The sequence below is a fragment of the Vagococcus sp. WN89Y genome (genome assembly GCF_052220145.1).
Lineage (GTDB): Bacteria > Pseudomonadota > Gammaproteobacteria > Enterobacterales > Enterobacteriaceae > Kosakonia.
This window is the reverse complement of the sequence record NZ_JBQPOM010000031.1, coordinates 77,057-95,968: the sequence shown is the minus strand read 5'-3', so window position 1 is coordinate 95,968 and position 18,912 is coordinate 77,057. Positions and strand designations below refer to the sequence as shown.

The 18,912-nt window shown below is 55.7% G+C and carries 20 protein-coding genes and 1 riboswitch; of the genes, 8 read left to right on the top strand and 12 right to left on the bottom strand.

Annotated elements, in window-relative coordinates; all coding sequences use genetic code 11:
• Positions 1-139 precede the first annotated feature (139 nt).
• The 4 genes from fbaB to ACTU3N_RS13295 form a co-directional block, all read right to left on the bottom strand.
• Entirely contained in the window at positions 140-1,192 is a 1,053-nt protein-coding gene (gene fbaB, locus ACTU3N_RS13310; protein ID WP_443086612.1) for a class I fructose-bisphosphate aldolase, read from the bottom strand.
• Between the two features lie 134 nt (positions 1,193-1,326).
• Entirely contained in the window at positions 1,327-2,127 is an 801-nt protein-coding gene (thiD, locus tag ACTU3N_RS13305) for a bifunctional hydroxymethylpyrimidine kinase/phosphomethylpyrimidine kinase (RefSeq protein ID WP_443086686.1), read from the bottom strand.
• A complete protein-coding gene (gene thiM / locus ACTU3N_RS13300) occupies positions 2,127-2,912 on the bottom strand; it encodes a hydroxyethylthiazole kinase (RefSeq protein ID WP_443086611.1) in 786 nt (261 codons plus the stop codon). The genes thiD and thiM overlap by 1 nt, the downstream gene beginning before the upstream one ends.
• Before the next feature lie 35 nt (positions 2,913-2,947).
• Positions 2,948-3,044: riboswitch (TPP riboswitch) on the bottom strand.
• Positions 3,045-3,111: 67 nt separating this feature from the next.
• The gene (locus tag ACTU3N_RS13295; RefSeq protein WP_443086685.1) at positions 3,112-4,071 is read right to left on the bottom strand and encodes an Rpn family recombination-promoting nuclease/putative transposase; all 960 of its coding nucleotides are present in this window, start codon (positions 4,069-4,071) and stop codon (positions 3,112-3,114) included.
• 111 nt (positions 4,072-4,182) lie between these two features.
• On the opposite strand from ACTU3N_RS13295, the gene ACTU3N_RS13290 reads away from it, so the two are divergent.
• Positions 4,183-4,311: a hypothetical protein gene (locus ACTU3N_RS13290; protein WP_443086610.1), complete on the top strand. Its 129-nt coding sequence runs from the start codon at positions 4,183-4,185 to the stop codon at positions 4,309-4,311.
• 22 nt (positions 4,312-4,333) lie between these two features.
• Here ACTU3N_RS13290 and ACTU3N_RS13285 read toward each other — a convergent pair whose 3' ends face one another.
• Entirely contained in the window at positions 4,334-5,884 is a 1,551-nt protein-coding gene (locus tag ACTU3N_RS13285) for a methyl-accepting chemotaxis protein (RefSeq protein ID WP_443086609.1), read from the bottom strand.
• Between the two features lie 302 nt (positions 5,885-6,186).
• Between ACTU3N_RS13285 and ACTU3N_RS13280 the strand changes: the two genes are divergently transcribed.
• From ACTU3N_RS13280 to ACTU3N_RS13270, 3 genes are all read left to right on the top strand, one after another.
• Positions 6,187-7,200, top strand: coding sequence for a zinc-binding alcohol dehydrogenase family protein (locus ACTU3N_RS13280; protein ID WP_443086608.1), 1,014 nt, complete (start codon positions 6,187-6,189; stop codon positions 7,198-7,200).
• A gap of 189 nt (positions 7,201-7,389) precedes the next feature.
• Entirely contained in the window at positions 7,390-7,719 is a 330-nt protein-coding gene (locus ACTU3N_RS13275; RefSeq protein WP_443086607.1) for an RcnB family protein, read from the top strand.
• Between the two features lie 13 nt (positions 7,720-7,732).
• Positions 7,733-8,158 (top strand): GNAT family N-acetyltransferase, encoded by a 426-nt coding sequence (locus ACTU3N_RS13270; RefSeq protein ID WP_443086606.1) that lies wholly within the window; start codon positions 7,733-7,735, stop codon positions 8,156-8,158.
• Positions 8,159-8,197: 39 nt separating this feature from the next.
• Here ACTU3N_RS13270 and apbC read toward each other — a convergent pair whose 3' ends face one another.
• Entirely contained in the window at positions 8,198-9,307 is a 1,110-nt protein-coding gene (gene apbC, locus ACTU3N_RS13265) for an iron-sulfur cluster carrier protein ApbC (RefSeq protein WP_443086605.1), read from the bottom strand.
• A gap of 155 nt (positions 9,308-9,462) precedes the next feature.
• On the opposite strand from apbC, the gene metG reads away from it, so the two are divergent.
• Both metG and ACTU3N_RS13255 read left to right on the top strand, forming a co-directional pair.
• Positions 9,463-11,502 (top strand): methionine--tRNA ligase, encoded by a 2,040-nt coding sequence (gene metG / locus ACTU3N_RS13260; RefSeq protein WP_443086604.1) that lies wholly within the window; start codon positions 9,463-9,465, stop codon positions 11,500-11,502.
• 124 nt (positions 11,503-11,626) lie between these two features.
• Positions 11,627-12,031 carry a YehR family lipoprotein gene (locus ACTU3N_RS13255; protein ID WP_443086603.1) on the top strand — a complete coding sequence of 135 codons (405 nt, stop codon included), beginning with the start codon at positions 11,627-11,629 and terminating at the stop codon, positions 12,029-12,031.
• Between the two features lie 44 nt (positions 12,032-12,075).
• Here ACTU3N_RS13255 and ACTU3N_RS13250 read toward each other — a convergent pair whose 3' ends face one another.
• The 3 genes from ACTU3N_RS13250 to ACTU3N_RS13240 are packed head-to-tail and all read right to left on the bottom strand — an operon-like array spanning position 12,076 to position 15,002.
• On the bottom strand, positions 12,076-12,546 hold the full coding sequence (locus ACTU3N_RS13250; RefSeq protein WP_443086602.1) for a DUF1456 family protein: 471 nt from the start codon (positions 12,544-12,546) through the stop codon (positions 12,076-12,078).
• 54 nt (positions 12,547-12,600) lie between these two features.
• The gene (gene btsR, locus ACTU3N_RS13245) at positions 12,601-13,320 is read right to left on the bottom strand and encodes a two-component system response regulator BtsR (RefSeq protein ID WP_443086601.1); all 720 of its coding nucleotides are present in this window, start codon (positions 13,318-13,320) and stop codon (positions 12,601-12,603) included.
• Positions 13,314-15,002 (bottom strand): LytS/YhcK type 5TM receptor domain-containing protein, encoded by a 1,689-nt coding sequence (locus ACTU3N_RS13240; RefSeq protein WP_443086684.1) that lies wholly within the window; start codon positions 15,000-15,002, stop codon positions 13,314-13,316. The genes btsR and ACTU3N_RS13240 overlap by 7 nt, the downstream gene beginning before the upstream one ends.
• A 207-nt stretch (positions 15,003-15,209) precedes the next feature.
• On the opposite strand from ACTU3N_RS13240, the gene mlrA reads away from it, so the two are divergent.
• Together mlrA and ACTU3N_RS13230 are read left to right on the top strand one after the other, a co-directional pair.
• Positions 15,210-15,941 (top strand): HTH-type transcriptional regulator MlrA, encoded by a 732-nt coding sequence (gene mlrA, locus ACTU3N_RS13235; protein WP_443086599.1) that lies wholly within the window; start codon positions 15,210-15,212, stop codon positions 15,939-15,941.
• Positions 15,942-15,999: 58 nt separating this feature from the next.
• Positions 16,000-16,113 (top strand): protein YohO, encoded by a 114-nt coding sequence (locus tag ACTU3N_RS13230; protein WP_443086598.1) that lies wholly within the window; start codon positions 16,000-16,002, stop codon positions 16,111-16,113.
• Here ACTU3N_RS13230 and ACTU3N_RS13225 read toward each other — a convergent pair.
• From ACTU3N_RS13225 to ACTU3N_RS13215, 3 genes are read right to left on the bottom strand one after another with little or no spacing between them, the layout of a single operon-like run.
• The gene (locus ACTU3N_RS13225) at positions 16,088-16,816 is read right to left on the bottom strand and encodes an ABC transporter permease (RefSeq protein ID WP_443086683.1); all 729 of its coding nucleotides are present in this window, start codon (positions 16,814-16,816) and stop codon (positions 16,088-16,090) included. The genes ACTU3N_RS13230 and ACTU3N_RS13225 overlap by 26 nt on opposite strands.
• Positions 16,809-17,756: an ABC transporter ATP-binding protein gene (locus tag ACTU3N_RS13220; protein WP_443086597.1), complete on the bottom strand. Its 948-nt coding sequence runs from the start codon at positions 17,754-17,756 to the stop codon at positions 16,809-16,811. Before ACTU3N_RS13220 ends, ACTU3N_RS13225 begins: the two co-directional genes overlap by 8 nt.
• A complete protein-coding gene (locus tag ACTU3N_RS13215) occupies positions 17,753-18,904 on the bottom strand; it encodes an ABC transporter permease (protein WP_443086596.1) in 1,152 nt (383 codons plus the stop codon). Before ACTU3N_RS13215 ends, ACTU3N_RS13220 begins: the two co-directional genes overlap by 4 nt.
• Between the last annotated feature and the right edge of the window lie 8 nt (positions 18,905-18,912).

Genomic DNA, 18,912 nt, shown 5'->3' with positions numbered 1-18,912 from the left:
ACAATCACCGCTAAGCGGCGGTCATTTTTTGGGCATTAGCACGAGGCTACGTGATATTTTTCACAAAAGGTTAAAGAAATGTGACGAAGATCGGCAGGGAAAGGAAGACCCTCTCCGGCGCGGGAGAGGGTGAGGTGTGTCAGGCGATGGTGATTTTCTCGTCGAGATAGACATCCTGCACGGCATTGATTAGCTTGACGCCGTCGGCCATGGTTTTTTTAAAGGCTTTACGCCCCAGAATCAGGCCCATGCCGCCCGCACGTTTGTTGATAACGGCGGTGCGTACCGCGTCGCTCAGATCCGTCTCGCCACCAGATGCGCCACCGGAGTTGATAAGCCCGGCGCGGCCCATGTAGCAGTTCGCCAGCTGGTAACGCACCAAATCGATCGGGTTGTCGCTGGTCAGCTTGCTGTAAACGCGCTCATCGGTGTAGCCAAAGTTCACCGCCTTGTAGCCGCCATTATTCTCCGCCATTTTCTGCTTGACGATATCCGCGCCGATCGTGGCAGCAATATGGTTTGCCTGGCCGGTCAAATCCGCTGACGCATGATAATCGACGCCATCTTTCTTAAAGGCGCTGTTACGCAAATAGGCCCACAGAACGGTGACCATACCCAGCTCATGCGCACGCTCAAAGGCAGCAGAAATCTCTTCTATTTGACGACGGGACTCCGGCGAGCCGAAGTAAATAGTCGCGCCCACCGCAACCGCGCCCATATTAAACGCCTGCTCAACGCTTGCGTACAGCGTCTGGTCATATTCGGTCGGGTAGCTCAGGGTTTCGTTATGGTTGAGTTTGACCAAAAAAGGAATGCGGTGCGCGTAGCGGCGCGATACGGAGGCCAGCACGCCATAGGTGGAGGCAACGCAGTTGCAGCCCGCTTCAATAGCCAGCTCGACAATATTCTTCGGATCGAAATAGAGCGGGTTGGCGGCAAACGACGCGCCCGCCGAGTGCTCAATGCCCTGGTCCACCGGCAAAATGGAGAGATAACCGGTGCCAGCCAGACGCCCGTGATTATAGAGCGTTTGCATATTACGCAGCACCGCAGGCGGGCGGTTATTATCTATCATAACGCGGTCGACATAATCTTCGCCTGGCAGGTAAAGCTGGTCTGCGGGGATGGTCATACAACGGTGTTGCAGAAGGTGTTCGGCGTCTTTGCCGAGTAACTGTTCAATATCAGTCATCGCTAAACTCCCGTAAGCTTTGTGTAGGGCAAGTAAGTTTTCTGCCCATCATTAAAAATGGGCGAGTTAAGCCTGGTTCCCCTGGACGATATTTTCCACCGTCAAATTGCTTTTCAGCAAAATCGTATGATGGGCTACCACCACTGATGGAAATGGTGCACCGGGCCGATGCCCTTGCCCACTTCCAGCGAGTCCGCCTGCGCCAGCGCGGCCGTGAGCCATTTTTTTGCTTCGGCAACCGTCGCTGCCCAGTCGTTGTGACGCGGGCGCAGCGCGGCCAGCGCGGCAGAAAGGGTGCAGCCGGTTCCATGGGTGTTTTTCGTCGCAATGCGCGGGGTGCTGAACCGCACAGCACCCTCACGGGTAAAGAGCCAGTCCGGGCTTTCGGTGTCCTGGAGATGACCGCCTTTCATTAATACCGCCTCGCAGCCCAGCGCCAGCAGCGCTTCGCCCTGCTCATGCATCTCCTGCTCGCTTCGCGCATGCGGGGCATCGAGCAGCGCGGCGGCTTCAGGCAAATTGGGCGTGATCAGCGAAACCTGTGGCAGCAAATGCTGGCGCAGCGCCGAGACAGCATCCGGTGATAACAGCGGATCGCCGCTTTTGGCGAGCATGACCGTGTCCAGCACGACATTACGCACCTGATAGCGCTGCAAGCGCTCCGCCACCGCTTCGACAATGTCTGTTTCCGCCAGCATGCCTATTTTGGTGGTATCTATTCGCACATCGCTAAAAACGGAATCCAGCTGTGCGGCGACAAAATCCGGCGCGATGCGATAGACCGACTGCACGCCGCAGGTGTTCTGGGCAACCAGCGCGGTGATGACCGAGCAACCATAGGCGCCCAGTGCAGAAAATGTTTTCAGATCGGCCTGGATGCCCGCTCCGCCGCTGGGATCGGTACCGGCAATGGTCAGGGCGTTAATACGTTTCATCACAGCGCCTCCTCATTGAGTGCATAGAGCGCATCCAGCAGAGCTGGCTCAAAACTCCCCGGCCCGTGGCTGCGCGTAAGCGCGTGCGTGCCAGCCTTTGCCATAAACGCACAGCCCGCCGCCACGTTCACCAGACGATCGCCCGGCAAAGCGCAACAGGCCGCCACCACCGCCGAAAGCGCGCAGCCGGTGCCCACGACGCGCGTCATCAACACATCGCCGCCGGTGACCATCAATGTGCGGGTGCCATCGGTAACGTAATCCACTTCCCCCGTGACTGCGACCACGGCACCGGTCTGGCGCGCCAGCTGTTGTGCGCCCGGCAATGCTGCGCTGGCAGCGTCTGTGGAATCCACCCCGCGCCCGCGCCCCTGCATTCCGGCAAGCGCCATGATTTCAGAGGCATTTCCCCGAATGGCGGCCGGGCTGAGTGAAAGAAGTTGCAGGCAAAATTCTGTTCGGAACGTCAGCGCACCGACAGCGACCGGGTCGAGAACCCAGGGTTTGCGCGCGCGGCTGGCGCTCTCAATGGCTGCGCGCATTGCTCCGGCCCGTTCATGGGTTAAGGTGCCGACATTAATCAGTAAGGCATTAGCGATAGCGCTGAATTGCACGGCTTCATCGCGCTCAATGACCATCGCAGGGGAAGCACCGAGTGCGAGCAGAACATTGGCGGTAAACGTCTGTACGACGTCATTCGTCATACAGTGAACAAGCGGAGAAGCGTGGCGGAATTGCTGTAACGCATGCGCAGTTTGCGCACGGGTAAGCTGGTCAGGTTGCATGGTTTCGCTCCTGCCCGGCGTGAAGAAGCGATGACCAGGCAGGCATCTGACTTCCCTACGCTGGCATTATCCAGATCAGGTAATACGGGTATTTCTCAGCCTTCACGAAGAAGGGCACCCCGAGTCATTTAAGCGGTTACGATAAATAACCGCGTTTTACGATTAATTGCGGCAGGCACGCTTATAAATGCGCGGCTGCTCAGTGGCGAATTTGAGTGAGCTCGTCTTCAGACAGCCCGGTCATCTCCATCACCACGTTGCCGTCCAGCCCTCTGGCGAGCATCGCCCGGGCGATTTTCAGCGCTTCTTCCTTGCGCCCTATCGCGATGCCTTGCTGTTCTCCGAGCTGGATACCTTGTTCGATACCTTTTTCGACACCCAGTTGCTTAAGCTGCTGTGCGATGGTCATCATTTCATCCTTAAGCTGTGGCACCTGCTGTGCCAGTTGTTCAAGAAAGCGGGTTGCATCGGCTGTTTCACCCGTCTGCACGAGATAGTTTATCAGCGTATGGCGCTGCTGTCCTGTCATGTATTCCATGGCCAGCAGGGACGCGAGCTTTTCTGCCATATCGCTCAGTTCGCGCTGGTGAATATGCTTTTGCAGTAACGTCAGCGCCGCGATGCTGCGGTGGTTCAAGATCTCCTCGTCGGGGATTACCGTCACATCCACCACAGGAAACGCGTTGCCATAGAGCTTTTCTGCCAACGCCGGAGAATCAAAAAGCTGTAGCCAGTTCGTGGAGTAAGGATACGGGCTACGCTTACCCATATAAAACAGCACCGGAATGACCAGCGGCAGGTTTTTATGCCCCTTTTCCAGATGGCGCTGCATCGCCGCGACCGCGTAGCGCAGAAGGCGAAAAGCCATGAGGCGATCCGGCGTGGATTGATGCTCGATCAGCACATGGATATACCCCTCGCCCGAGGTTGTTTGCAGACTGTAGATAACATCGCTATAGAACGGTCGCAAATTCTCCTCAATATAACTTCCCGACTCCAGTTTCAGCGTGCTGAAATCGCACACTTCCTGTAACCAGGCCGGTAAGTGCAACTGCATAAAATCCTTCGCCGTCACCGGATTTGTCAGAAACTGTTTAAAAACCGCATCATGCGGCATCGGTGCAACGCCGTTACCCCGTTTGTTTTTATTATCCTGCATCATCTGTTCTCGCCTCCCGGCTTGCTGGTGGAGACAAAACCCTACCTGAACCCATGACACCTCACACGACATTTTTAAATAAAAATTTAATCAAAACAATTACTTAAATAAATGCATTACGAAGACTATTTACCGGCTGATGGCACGAAATATCACGCCAGCCCTTGTGATAAGTCGCAAGAGAAAGAAGAGAAAAACCAGGCGCTGCAATTAATCAAGTACTATGAGCAGTATGAGTAAATACAACGCCAGATAAGCAAAACTACGCCAGGCGGAACCCGGACACCGCGCGCTGCAGCGCCAGCGCCTGGTCACGCAACGACGCCGTCGCTGCCGCGCTCTGTTCTACCAGCGCAGCATTTTGCTGAGTCACTTGATCCATCTGCGCCATCGCATCGTTTACCTGCGCGATGCCTGTGCTCTGCTCATGGGAGGCACCCGAGATAGCGGTAACGATATCTGAAACGCTGCTAATTGACGCCATCACCTGTTTCATAGATTCCCCCACCTGCTCCACCAGCTTGCTGCCATAAACGATGCTGGAGGTCGAGTGAGTAATCATCTCTTTTATCTCTTTTGCCGCGCTGGCGCTGCGTTTTGCCAGCGCTCCCACTTCGCCCGCAACCACCGCAAACCCTTTGCCCTGGCTACCGGCACGCGCCGCTTCGACCGCCGCATTCAGCGCCAGAATATTGGTCTGAAAGGCTATTCCTTCAATTGATGAGATGATGTCACTCATTTGCGATACCTGGCTGTTCACCTCTTGCATGGTGCGCACCGCATCGCTCACTTTCTGATTAGTCTGCAAAGACGTCTCACGAGCGTTGGTTGCCATCAGGCTGGCTTTTTGCGCGTTGTCGGCGTTCATTTTTACCGTTACGGTTATCTGCTCCATGCTGGCCGCCGTTTCCTGCAACGACGAGGCCTGTTCTTCCGTGCGTTGGGAAAGGTCATCATTCCCGGCGGCAATCTCCTGAAAAGCCGTCTGCATGCTGTCTGCGCCCTGGCGTACGCCCCGCACCATTTCACCGAGCTGATGCTGCATTTTATCGACCGTTGATAACAGGCTAAAACTGTCCCCGCGGCGCAGTTGGATGTGTGTATCCAGATGTCCCTGCGCCACTTCGTCGATGATTTTTTGCGCATATTCAGGCTCTCCCCCGAGGCTGCGCCGCGCGCTGCGGATAGTCCAGACCATCACGCCGCAAACGCCGCCACCAACCAGAACAATCATGGCCAGGCAGGAGAGCAAAATGTGATAAAAAGCCCGTTGAACATCATCCATAAAAACGCCGGAGCCGATATACCACGCCCAGGGTGCATATTTACTGATATAGCTTATTTTAGGTTCGGCTTTACCGGTATCAGGGCGGTTGCTGACATAATTAACATATCCGCCACCTTTATTTCCCATTTCAACAAAATCGCGGTAATAATAATTACCCTTGGCGTCTTTTCTGTCGCCGACATTTTTATTTTCAAGCTTTTTAAGCGAGGTATTCCCCATCATCAGAACTGTCGGCTGGCTATTAAAAACAAACATATAGCCATCGTCGCCATATTTCATCGAATTCAGTTGCGCCAGTGCCGCTTGTTGTGCGGCCTCGCGCGTCATCAGCCCCTTTTTCTCCTGCAGGGCATACTCTTCAACGATGCCCTGTGCGGATTCCACCAAATTGCGCACTCCCTCCTCGCGCTCTTTAATCATTACCTCGCGCCCCTGAAAAGCAGACCAGGCGCAGAGCACAATTAACCCACCGAGCGCAATTAAAAGGATCATTCTTAACCTTGCCGTAAAACCTAACTTCATCATGCTATTTTTCCTCTGTAAGCAGGTAAGTGACTTAACGGCAGGCATTGCGGATATTTAACTGACAAAATGCTTCGAAATATGTCAATCAGGCAAACGTGAATATTTACCTTAATAATTTACGCTAAGGGCGAACAATAATAAAAAGCCATCACGGTGAGAAATAATCAGCAGCAATGATAATTCTGCACAGCGATTTTCACTTATTAAAGATAAGTGCTCCTCTTTTTCGCCGCTGTTTCAACCGCCAGATATTGACTAGCATGAGTGATATCGACCACATACATTTAACGAAGGAAGACGCTATGAAAGCCATCGCCATAACCCGTGCTGCTTCGGATGCCAGCAACCTGGATTTTCTTCAGGAGATTGAACTACCGCAGCCGATAGCCAGCGGGCACGACCTGTTAGTTGCGGTAAAAGCGATTTCTGTTAACCCGGTGGATACCAAAGTTCGCGCCGGTTTTAACGCCGACACACCTCGCGTGCTCGGTTGGGATGCCGTGGGCGTGGTGCAGGCAACAGGTGAATCGGTAACGTTGTTTCAACCAGGCGATGAAGTCTGGTATGCCGGGGCGTTAACCCGACCGGGCAGTAACAGCGAATATCAGCTGGTTGATGAGCGCATCGTGGCACTCAAACCGAAAACGCTGGACAACGCCCATGCCGCGGCCCTGCCGCTGACCGCGATTACGGCGTGGGAAATGTTATTTGACCGCCTCGGCATTAAAGAGCAAGGCAACGCAGGGGACGTGCTGCTGATCGTGGGCGCAGCGGGCGGTGTCGGTTCCATTTTGACGCAACTGGCACGCAAGCTGACAAAGCTCACGGTCATCGCGACCGCATCACGCCCGGACAGCCAACAGTGGGTCAGGGATCTCGGCGCACACCACGTGATTGATCACAGCAAACCGCTCGCCGAAGAACTGGCGCGTATTGGCGTCAAAGAGGTGTCGCACGTCGCCAGTCTGAACAATACCGAGGAGCACTACACGCAGTTGATAAGTGTGCTGAAACCGCAGGGCAAACTGGCGCTGATTGACGATCCGCAGCGTCTGGACGCGATGCCGCTGAAAGCGAAAAGTATCTCCCTGCACTGGGAATTTATGTTTACCCGCTCAATGTTTACCACCGACGATATTATTGAGCAGCACAACCTGCTGACCCGCGTCGCTCAGTTGATTGACGAAGGGGTGTTGAAAACCACGCTCGGCGAACATTTGGGGCCAATAACCGCCGCGAATGTGCGTAAGGCCCATCAGCTACTGGAAAGCCGCCGCGCGGTGGGGAAAATCGTGCTTGAAGGTTTTACCGCCTGATTTAAGAATGTTCTTAAAACAGCCGCAGGGAGTGCATGTCGTCACCTGCGGCTTTTGCGCTGATACGAGTTTGCTTACACTTTTTACCAACGCGTTATTTTTTCGCAGTTGCCGCCCCTAATTTTTACAGCAATGATGACGTGCTAAATTAGCCACTGCGTATATGGATAACAACAACCTGGAGAACGTATGAGTAAAAGAAAAATGCTGCTGCTGGGCGCGCTGCTGGTCACGGCAAGCTCCGTTTTCGCCGCAGAACAGACAGCAACCGTTACAGGGCCGCAATCGTATGAAGTGAACGAATTCGTTGCTGATTTCACAAAATTTAAACCTGGCGACACGGTTCCCGAAATGTATCGCAGCGAGCAGTACAACATTAAACAGTGGCAGTTACGTAACCTGCCCGCACCGGATGCCGGCAGCCACTGGACGTATATGGGCGGCAACTATGTGCTTATCACCGATGCCGAAGGAAAAATCATCAAAGCCTATAATGGCGATATATTCTACCATCGTTAATGCAGGTATGTCTGTGAAAATCCGTCCCTGGCAGGAAAGCGACAGGCCCTTTTTACGCACGCTCTATCTTAGCGCCCGCAAACAGAACTGGACGTGGCTGGACGGCGAGGCGTGGCGGCTTGAAGATTTTGATGCCGCTACGCTTGATGAGGTAATTTGGATCGCAGAAGACGAAGGTCACCGGCTGGGCTTTGCCTCGGTGTACGTCAACGATAACTTCCTGCATAACTTATTTGTCTCCCCGGACTTTCAGGGCAGAGGTGTTGGCAGCGCCCTGCTCAAACACGTCCAGTCACGGTTTACCAGCACCGGCGCGCTGAAATGCCTGCTACGCAACAGCGCGGCGCTGGCGTTTTATCAGCATCACGGATGGTATATTGAAGCAAAAGGCGAGGCCCCGGACGGGGAATATGTGTTGATGCACTACCGCGTCAGGTAAGCAGCAAAAAAGCCCCTCCCGGCAGGGAGAGGCTTCGGGTTACACCGCGCGAAACGCGATTTCGCCAGGGATGATTTCGCCCTGCCAGTAAAGCTGGGCCGCGACACGGTCGGCCAGCATTTTGTAGATAGCGGTAAATTCGCTATCCGGGCGGCTAACCACCGTCGGCGTACCGTTGTCGAGATCTTCGCGCAGCGTGATGTGCAGCGGCAGCTGGCCCAGAAGCTCGGTGTGATACTGCTGCGCCAGTTTTTCCGCGCCGCCGGTGCCGAAGATAGGCTCATGGTGGCCACAATTGCTGCAAATATGCATGCTCATGTTTTCCACGATCCCCAGAACCGGCACTTCAACTTTCTCGAACATCACGATACCTTTTTTGGCATCGACAAGCGCAATGTCCTGCGGCGTGGTCACCACCAGCGCGCCGGTGACCGGAATGTTTTGCGCCAGCGTCAACTGGATATCACCGGTGCCCGGCGGCATGTCCAGCACCAGATAATCGAGATCCGGCCACATAGACTCCTGCAGCAGTTGCAGCAGCGCTTTGCTGGCCATCGGGCCGCGCCACACCATGGCGTTATCATCGGTCACCAGATAACCAATCGAGTTGGTCGCCAGGCCGTGCGCCATAATCGGCGCCATATGCGTACCGTCCGGCGAGGTCGGGCGCTCGTTGCCGGTACCCAGCATAAGCGGAATCGACGGGCCGTAGATATCCGCGTCGAGAATACCGACTTTCGCCCCTTCCGCCGCCAGCGCCAGTGCCAGGTTGACGGCGGTTGAGGATTTCCCTACCCCGCCCTTACCGGAACTGACAGCAATAATATTTTTCACCCCGTTTATGCCGGGCTGATTTTTCACGCGTTTTAGCGTGGCGATGTTATGCGACAGCTTCCAGTCAATCGCACTGGCACCCGTAATGCGCAGCAGCTCAGCGCTGGTTTGCTCTTTCAACACATCAAACGCGCTGCGCCAGACAAACGGCATCACCAGCTCAATGTGCAGGGTATCGTCCAGCCAGGCAACATGATGCAGCGCTTTGAGCGTGGTCAGGTTGTGCTTCAGGGTTGGGTGCTGAAAATTAGCCAGCGTCCCGGCAACCATGGCTCGCAGGGCCTCCGGGGATTTGGCCTGGGATTGAGAACTCATCCCGACTCCTTTGTAGTTGTTCTGAAAATGAGATTGTACCCTCACAGTTTACCCTGGTGGCACAGATTATTCATTTAAGGATAAATGCCCTTATCGCGTGGCGCGCGAATTCCCCTTTTGGTAATATCGATACCCCTTTTTCTCAAGAAGATGTAATGCCAACTATGACTCAAGTCGCGAAGAAAATTCTGGTAACGTGCGCGCTGCCGTACGCCAACGGCTCCATCCACCTCGGCCATATGCTGGAGCACATCCAGGCTGATGTCTGGGTCCGTTACCAGCGAATGCGCGGCCATCAGGTAAACTTCATCTGCGCGGACGACGCCCACGGCACGCCGATTATGCTCAAAGCACAGCAGCTGGGGGTTACCCCGGAGCAGATGATTGCTGAGATGAGTCAGGAACATCAGACGGATTTTGCTGGCTTTAACATCAGCTACGATAACTACCACTCCACCCACAGCGAAGAGAACCGCGAGCTGTCGGAGCTTATCTACACGCGCCTGAAATATAATGGTTTTATTAAAAACCGCACCATCTCTCAGCTCTACGATCCGGAAAAAGGCATGTTCCTGCCGGACCGTTTTGTCAAAGGCACCTGCCCGAAATGTAAATCCCCGGATCAGTACGGTGATAACTGCGAAGTGTGCGGCGCGACCTACAGCCCGACCGAGCTTATCGAGCCGAAATCCGTGGTGTCGGGCGCAACGCCGGTGATGCGTGATTCTGAGCACTTCTTCTTCGATTTGCCCTCTTTTAGTGCCATGTTGCAGGCGTGGACGCGCAGCGGCGCGTTGCAGGAGCAGGTCGCGAATAAGATGCAGGAGTGGTTCGAATCCGGCTTGCAGCAGTGGGATATCTCCCGCGATGCGCCCTACTTCGGCTTCGAAATTCCGGGCGCGCCGGGGAAATATTTCTACGTCTGGCTGGATGCGCCGATTGGTTACATGGGCTCGTTCAAAAACCTGTGCGATAAGCGCGGCGATCTGAATTTTGACGACTGGTGGAAAAAAGACTCGGATGCCGAGCTGTATCACTTTATCGGCAAAGATATTGTCTACTTCCACAGCCTGTTCTGGCCTGCGATGCTGGAAGGCAGCGGTTTCCGTAAACCGACCAATCTTTTTGTGCACGGTTATGTAACGGTTAACGGCGCGAAGATGTCCAAGTCGCGCGGCACCTTTATCAAAGCCAGCACCTGGCTTAACCACTTTGACGCCGACAGCCTGCGTTACTACTATGCGGCCAAGCTCTCTTCACGCATTGATGATATCGATCTGAATCTGGAAGATTTTATTCAGCGCGTGAATGCCGACATCGTCAACAAAGTGGTCAACCTCGCGTCGCGTAACGCCGGGTTTATCAATAAACGTTTTGACGGCGTGCTGGCCGGTGAGCTTGCCGACCCGGCGCTGTACAAAACCTTCACCGATGCGGCAGCCAGCATTGGTGAGGCCTGGGAGAGCCGCGAGTTCGGTAAAGCCGTGCGCGAAATTATGGCGCTGGCGGACCTGGCTAACCGCTACGTTGATGAGCAGGCACCGTGGGTGGTGGCGAAACAGGAAGGCCGCGACGCCGACCTGCAGGCCATCTGCTCGATGGGCATCAATCTGTTCCGCGTGCTGATGACCTATCTGAAACCGGTGCTGCCAACGCTTGCAGAACGCGCCGAAGCGTTCCTCAACACCACGCTTACATGGGACGCGATTGCACAGCCGCTGCTCGGCCATAAGGTCAATGCATTTAAAGCATTGTATAACCGTATTGAAATGAAACAGGTGGAAGCATTAGTGGAAGCATCAAAAGAAGAGGTCAAAGCGGCGGCGGCCCCGGCCACCGGCGAGCTGGCGGAAAATCCGATTCAGGAAACAATCAGCTTTGATGATTTCGCCAAAATCGATCTGCGCGTGGCGCTGATTGAAAACGCCGAGTTCGTTGAAGGCTCTGACAAGCTGCTGCGCCTGACGCTGGATCTGGACGGCGAGAAGCGCAATGTGTTCTCCGGCATTCGCTCTGCTTACCCGGACCCGGCGGCGCTTGTTGGTCGCCTGACGGTGATGGTCGCGAACCTCGCCCCGCGTAAAATGCGCTTCGGCATCTCCGAAGGGATGGTGATGGCCGCAGGTCCTGGCGGGAAAGACATCTTCCTGCTCAGCCCGGACAGCGGAGCAAAACCTGGCCAACAGGTTAAATAATCTAAAAAAGGCGCTGACATCAGCGCCTTTTTCTATACTAAGAAGCGACACAAGGACAAAGGAGAATCACCGTGAATTTCAAAAAATACATCGCAGCATTTTTTCCGTCGCTTTACTGTTCGCTATGAGTGGCTGTGGCGAGAATGAGCCCAGCAGAACCTTCACCTATAAGGGGCAAGGCACAGAAGTAACGCTGACCTACTACTACAAAGATGACAAAGTGCTGCGCCAGACCGCGCACAATAAGATTTACTACTCATCGTTGGGAGCAAACAGCGTCGAGGAGGCGAAAATCAAACTCGATCCGGTCAGTGACAAATACCAGAACGTGAAAGGGGTGAAAGAGAGCATCGATTATAAAGATACGTATGCAGAAGAGACGCTGGATGTGGATTACGCCGCGGTGAACCCGGCTGAATTACCGGCGCTGCAAGGTTCTGAATTCACCGGCGCGGTGCAGGATGGCATCAGCATGCAGAAATCGGCTGAGCTACTGAAAGCCCGCGGTTTTGTCGAAACCACCAAATAAGCCTGCCTGCCCGGCGACACACGCGCCGGGCTTACCTCACATTTTTACGCCTGCGGCTTCTGCTCCCGGACCGCCAGCCCACGCAGAAAATAGCGCAAAAACTGATCGCCGCACTCGCGGAAGTTCTTATGCTCCGGCGCACGCATCATCGCGGTGATTTCCGGCATCGACACGCGAAACTTCTGCTCCGTCATCAGCGCCAGGATGTCATCTGTTTTGAGCGAAAAAGCGATACGCAGCTTTTTCAACACGATGTTGTTGTTGAGCTTACGCTCGACCACCAGCGGCGGCGCGCTCTCATCTTTGCCACGCTTTTCATAAATCAGGCCATTGAGAAACGCTGACAGCACAATATCCGGGCAGGGTTTGTAGCCTGCTTCGTCCTCTTTGCGCAGCCAGGGCGCCAGTTGTTCTGCGCTGACAGTCGTGTCCGCCAGCGCAAGGATCCGCACCAGTGCGTTGTTATCGGCGTGCAGGGTGTAACGCAGGCTGCGCAGGATATCGTTATTCAGCATCTCTTTTTTCCACAATTGTAAAACCTGCGCGCAGTGTAGGCATCGCACAGGATTTTACAACCCCAGCGCCTCTTTTAAATTTTTCAGATAGCGGCGACTGACCGGCACCGTCTGGCCATCGCGTAGCAGCAGCTCCGCCTGGCCGTTATCTTCCAGCCGTATTTCTTTGAGGTGCGCCATATTCACCAGATACTGGCGGTGGCAGCGCACCAGCGGCGTGCGGTTCTCCAGCGTGCGCAGGGTCAGCTCGGTAAACCCCTCTTTGCCTTCATGACTGGTGACATACACCCCGCTCAGGCGGCTGCTGACAAACGCCACCTCATCCATCTGCAACAAATAGATGCGGCTGTGGCCGGTGCAGGGAATAAACTTCAGCGCCTCCTGGTTTTCCGGCAGCACCGACATATCCTGCACGCCGCGATCCTGGCGCAGACGCGTAAGGGTTTTCTCCAGCCGACGGCTCTCTATTGGTTTTAGCAGGTAATCAAACGCGTGCTCTTCAAACGCCTGCACCGCGTATTCATCAAACGCGGTGAGAAACACCACATAAGGCCGGTGCTGCGGGTCGAGCATACCGACCATTTCCAGCCCGCTGATACGCGGCATCTGGATATCCAGAAACAGCACATCCGGGCGCAACGCATGCACCGCACCGATGGCTTCGACCGCATTGTTGCATTCACCAACAATATCAATATCGCTCTCTTCCTGAAGCAGAATACGCAGGTTCTCCCGGGCCAGCGGTTCATCATCAACAATCAGCACTTTTAACATGCGCTTTCCTCCAGAGGGAGTCGTAAGGTAATTCGTGTAAACAGATCCGGCTCGCAGGCAACGGTAATGCCGCATTCGTCGCCGAAACGCGCGCGCAGGCGTTTATCCACCAGACTCATGCCCAGGCCGCTGGCATTGGTTTTTGGCTGGTACAGCCCGGCGTTGTCTTCAATATCCAGTCGCAAATGTTGCCCTTCAAGCCGCGCGGCAATGGTGATTTCACCGATGCCGAGCAGTTGCGAGGTACCGTGTTTGATAGCGTTCTCGACAATCGGCTGCAAAGTAAAGGCTGGCAGGCGAAGGTGCGACAGCGCTTCAGGCACCAGAAGCTGCACCTGCAAACGCGACTGAAAGCGCGCCTTTTCAATTTGCAGGTACGCATTTACATGCTCTATTTCATCGGCCAGGGTGACGATTTCCGCCGGGCGCTTGAGGTTTTTGCGAAAGAACGTCGATAAATATTGCACCAGTAAACCCGCCTGTTCGCTGTCCCGACGAATCACCGCCTTTAGCGTGTTTAACGCATTAAACAGAAAATGCGGGTTGACCTGCGCATGCAGCAGCTTGATTTCAGACTGAGTTAGCAGCGCTTTCTGGCGCTCATACTGCCCGGCGAGGATCTGCGCCGACAACAGCTGGGCGATACCTTCACCCAGCGTGCGGTTAATGGAGCTAAACAGGCGGTTCTTCGCCTCATAGAGCTTAATGGTCCCCACCACACGCTGATTTTCGCCGCGCAGCGGGATAACAAGCGTCGAGCCTAGCTTGCACTGCGGGTGGAGCGAGCAACGATAAGGCACTTCGTTACCGTCGGCATACACCACTTCGCCGGTGTCGATAGCGCGCTGCGTCCAGACTGACGAGATGGGTTTTCCCGGCAAATGGTGATCGTCACCGATACCGGTAAAGGCCAGCAACTTTTCCCGGTCGGTGATCGCCACCGCGCCGATATCCAGCTCCTGAAAGAGCACCTGCGCCACCTTCATGCTGTTCTCTTCATTGAATCCCTGGCGCAGGAAGCCCTCGGTCGAGGCCGCCACTTTCAGCGCTGTGGAGGAGAACGCCGAGGTGTATTTTTCGAACATGGCGCGCTTATCCAGCAAGATACGCATAAACAGCGCCGCACCGACGGTATTGGTCACCATCATCGGCGCGGCAATGCTCTGCACCAGATGCAGAGCGCTGTCGAACGGGCGGGCAATCAGCAGGATAATCAACATCTGCGTCAGCTCCGCCACGCAGGTGATAGCGCCTGCGGTAAACGGGCTGAACACCAGATCGGTGCGCCCGCGCCTGATGAGCACGCTGTGGACCAGGCCGCCCAGCAACCCTTCGACCATGGTCGAAATCATACAGCTTAGCGCGGTCATCCCGCCCATTGAGTAGCGGTGCAAGCCGCCGGTTAAACCAACCAGACCGCCAACCACCGGGCCGCCAAGCAGACCGCCCATCACCGCGCCAATGGCACGGGTGTTAGCAATCGAGTCCTCAATATGCAGGCCAAAATAGGTGCCGAGAATACAGAAAATGGAGAAGGTGACGTAGCACAAGAGTTTGTGTGGCAGGCGCACGGTGACCTGCATGAGCGGGATAAACAAGCGCGTTTTGCTCATCAGCCAGGCAATCACTAAAAAGACGCACATCTGCTGAAGCAGTAATAACACCAGGTTAAACTCGTACATACCGGCAACACCACATCGACTGAAAGCGCGTAACATACAGGGTGTCGCCTTTCGTTTCTTTGAAGCGCTGCAAAAAAATACCAAATCGTGCTCTGCGTCACAAACCCGGCCCGCCTGATTTAACTTTAGTACTTCGACTGCATAAATTTTCACCAGAGGGTCGCGGTACGGCTACAGTTAGACTGGGCGTTTAGCAGAGGTGAAACCATGGCGTTTTACACGATTGGGGAAGTCGCTTCGCTTTGCGATATCAATCCCGTCACGCTGCGGGCCTGGCAGCGTCGCTACGGGTTGCTTACCCCCCACCGCACCGATGGCGGCCACCGCTTGTTTACCGATGCCGATATCGATCGCATCCGGGAGATCAAGCGCTGGGTGGATTTTGGCGTGCAGATAAGCAAGGTGCAGGCGCTACTGCAAAGCGAGCCGGAGGGCGGGTACAACGGCTGGCATAAGCAACAGGAAATCCTGCTTGAGTATCTCCAGCATAACAACCTGCATCAGCTGCGTGTATGGATCAAAGCGCATGCCCGCGACTTCCCTGCCCGCACGCTGGCGACGCAGCTGCTGATACCGTTGCGCCACCGTTTGCAAAGCCAGCAGCCCGCGCTGCTGCCGATGCTCAGTCTTCTGGATGGCGTGCTTATCAACTATATTTCGTTGTGCCTGGCGTTTGCGCGACGCCGAAACCACCAGGACGCGCTGGTGATTGGCTGGAATGTAAAAGATACAACCCGTTTATGGCTCGAAGGCTGGATAGCAAGCCAGCAAGGTTGGCGCGTGGAGATCCTCGCCCACTCGTTTCGCCACCTACGCCCGGAGATGTTCGACGGCCAGACGCTATTAGTCTGGTGCGGCGAAAGCCCCTCGGCGATGCAGCGCCAACAGTTGCTGAAATGGCGCGAGAAAGGGCACAGCGTGCACCTGCTCGGCATTTAAGGTTTTTAACCCCTTCGTGATGCTTTATACTGCCCGCCTTATTAAAAAGGAGCGCAACATGAAGCCGGTTAAAATTATTGTCATCGCTATCTTTCTGCTGATGGCTATCAGCGGCATCGGTGGCGTAATGCTCGCAGGTTATTCGTTTATTGTGCGCGGTGGTGCCGGTTGAGGCGCCTGGAGAGCCGCTCAAATCCTTTATCAACAATGATAGCCGCCAGCGCAACCAGCACCGCTCCCTGCACAACATAGGCCGTATTAAAACCGCTCAGACCGATAATGATCGGCGTACCCAACGTTTTTGCGCCCACCGTAGAGGCGATGGTGGCCGTGCCGATATTAATGATAACCGAGGTGCGTACCCCGGCCAGAATCACCGGCGCCGCCAGCGGCAGTTCAACTTTTACCAGCCGCTGCCAGGTGCTCATACCCATGCCTTTCGCCACGCTTTGGACACTTTCCGGCACCGCCGCCACGCCAGCAAGGGTGCCTTGTAAAATCGGCAGCACGCCATACAGCACCAGCGCAATGATCGCCGGGGTTTCACCAAACCCCATCACCGGCACAGCAATTGCCAGTACCGCCACGGGCGGAAAGGTCTGACCGACGGCGGCCATGGTTTCTGCCAGCGGGCGAAACTCCCGGCCAGCCGGGCGCGTGACCGCAACCCCGACGCCAATGCCAAGCACAATAGCAATGATGCTTGAAACGCCAACCAGCGTAAAATGCGCGGTAGTGAGCGCAAGAAAACTCTCCTGCAAATAGACCGGGCGCGGCTGTTGGGGAAACAGCGCGCTAAACAGCGCAGCGCTGTGAGGCAGCCAGAAGAGCAGCGCAAGAAATGCCAGCACCAGCCATAACAGCGGATCACGCATCTTCTTCACCGCTCGCCTCCCTGCGTAACAGGTCACGAAAATGCAGGTTACCGCACGGCTGGCCCTGGGCGTTACTCACGGGCAGCACCTCGCATCGCCTTGCAACAAATGCCGACAGCGCCTCGCGCAGCGTCATCTCCTCGCGCAGCGGTTCACCCGGAGCAAGCTCACCGGGGCGCAGATAGCTGCGTACCTGGCGCAGGGAGAGCAGGCGCACGCCAAGCTCGCTGCGGCCAAAAAATTCGCGGACAAAATCATTACGCGGCGCGGTCAGTAACGCCTGCGGCGTCCCCTGCTGCACCACTTCGCCCCCGTCCATCAGCACCAGATGATCCGCCAGATGCAGCGCTTCATCAATATCGTGCGTGACCAGCACAATGGTGCGCCCAAGCAGGCGATGAATGCGCACCATCTCCTGTTGCAACACTCCGCGCGTTACCGGGTCGAGCGCGCCAAACGGCTCATCCATCAGCAACACTTCAGGATCGGCGGCGAGCGCGCGGGCAACCCCGACCCGCTGCTGCTGCCCGCCCGAAAGCTGGTGCGGAAAACGCCCGCGCAGCGCAGGTTCCAGCCCAAGCAACGCCATGAGTTCATCCACCCGCGCATCGCGTTTAGCGCGAGGCCATTTCTGTAACTGCAAAACGGTGGCGATGTTCTGCGCTACCGTCCAGTGCGGGAACAGGCCGATGGACTGAATGGTGTAGCCCATACGGCGGCGCAGTTCGAGTATCGGCAGCGAGCGAATCTCTTCTCCGGCAAAAGTAATGGTGCCCTCATCATGCTCGACCAGGCGGTTGATCATTTTTAACGAGGTCGATTTCCCGGAACCTGAAGTGCCTATCAGCACCGAAAACGCGCCGGTTTTGAAGTGCAAGTTGAGATGACTCACCGCCCGCTGACCGGCAAAGGATTTACTGACGTTATGAAACTCAATCATGATTGTTTACCTTTCAGCAAGGCGATAGCTAAGCCAAAGAGCGCATCCACCACGACGGCGAGTGCAATCACCGGGATAACGCCAAGCAACACTAAATCCAGCGCGCTACTGAGTAACCCCTGGAATACCAGCGCGCCGAACCCGCCAGCGCCAATCAGCGCGGCGATAACGGCCATGCCGACGGTTTGTACCGCCACCACGCGCAGGCTGCGTAATAAGAGCGGCAATGCCAGCGGTATGCGAACATGCCAGAAGCGCTGGCGCGCGCTCATCCCCATCGCTTTTGCGCTCTCCAGCACCTCCTGCGAAACCTGGTTAAGACCCGCCACCACCCCACGCACCATCGGCAGCAGCGCATAAAGAATGAGCGCGATAAGCGCAGGCGTCAGCCCGGTCCCGGCGATACCCAAAGCACCAAGGCGGGGAAACGCCAGCACCAGCGCGGCCAGCGGTGCAATCAGCAGGCCAAACAGCGCAACAGAGGGAATGGTCTGGATAATATTGAGCGCCGTAAACATCGGCGTCTGGCGCGACGAATGGCGATAGCACCACAGGCCAATCGCAAAACCAAGCACCAGCGCGGGCACCAGCGTGCCAAACAGCAGCGTCAAATGCTGCATCAGCGCATCGTTGAACACCTCGCGCCGGTTCGCATACTCACGCAGCAAAGAGAGGTTATCCAGCTCGCCGTGCCAGAGCAAAAACAGCGGCACACACCATAACTGAGCATGCAATAACCAGCGCCACAGCGGGTTTGCGCTGATACGCCGAATGGCATCACTACAGGCTAACAGGGCAAGCGCCAGCCATAACCACAGCCCGCTGCCGGGCGAAGTGCGCGCGAGCGAGCTTCCCTCCTGCGCGAGCTGGCTGGCAGCGCTGCCCGCGCTCCATACCAGCAGGCAGAACAGGACTTCGCACAGCACCAGGGTAAGAAGTGGCACACTCCGCCCAGGCATAAAGCTGATAATAACCAGCAGGCAGGGCGCGAATAACCAGAATGCAGGGAAAAGTTGCCATAGCGCGCGGCTCTCACCGGACACCAGGCGGTTAGGTGCATAGCTGATAAAAGGCAGCCAGGCTGCCAGCACGCCAAGTATCCCCAGAAGCAATAACACACGGTTATGGCAGCGTATTGAAACATCCATACTGTTGC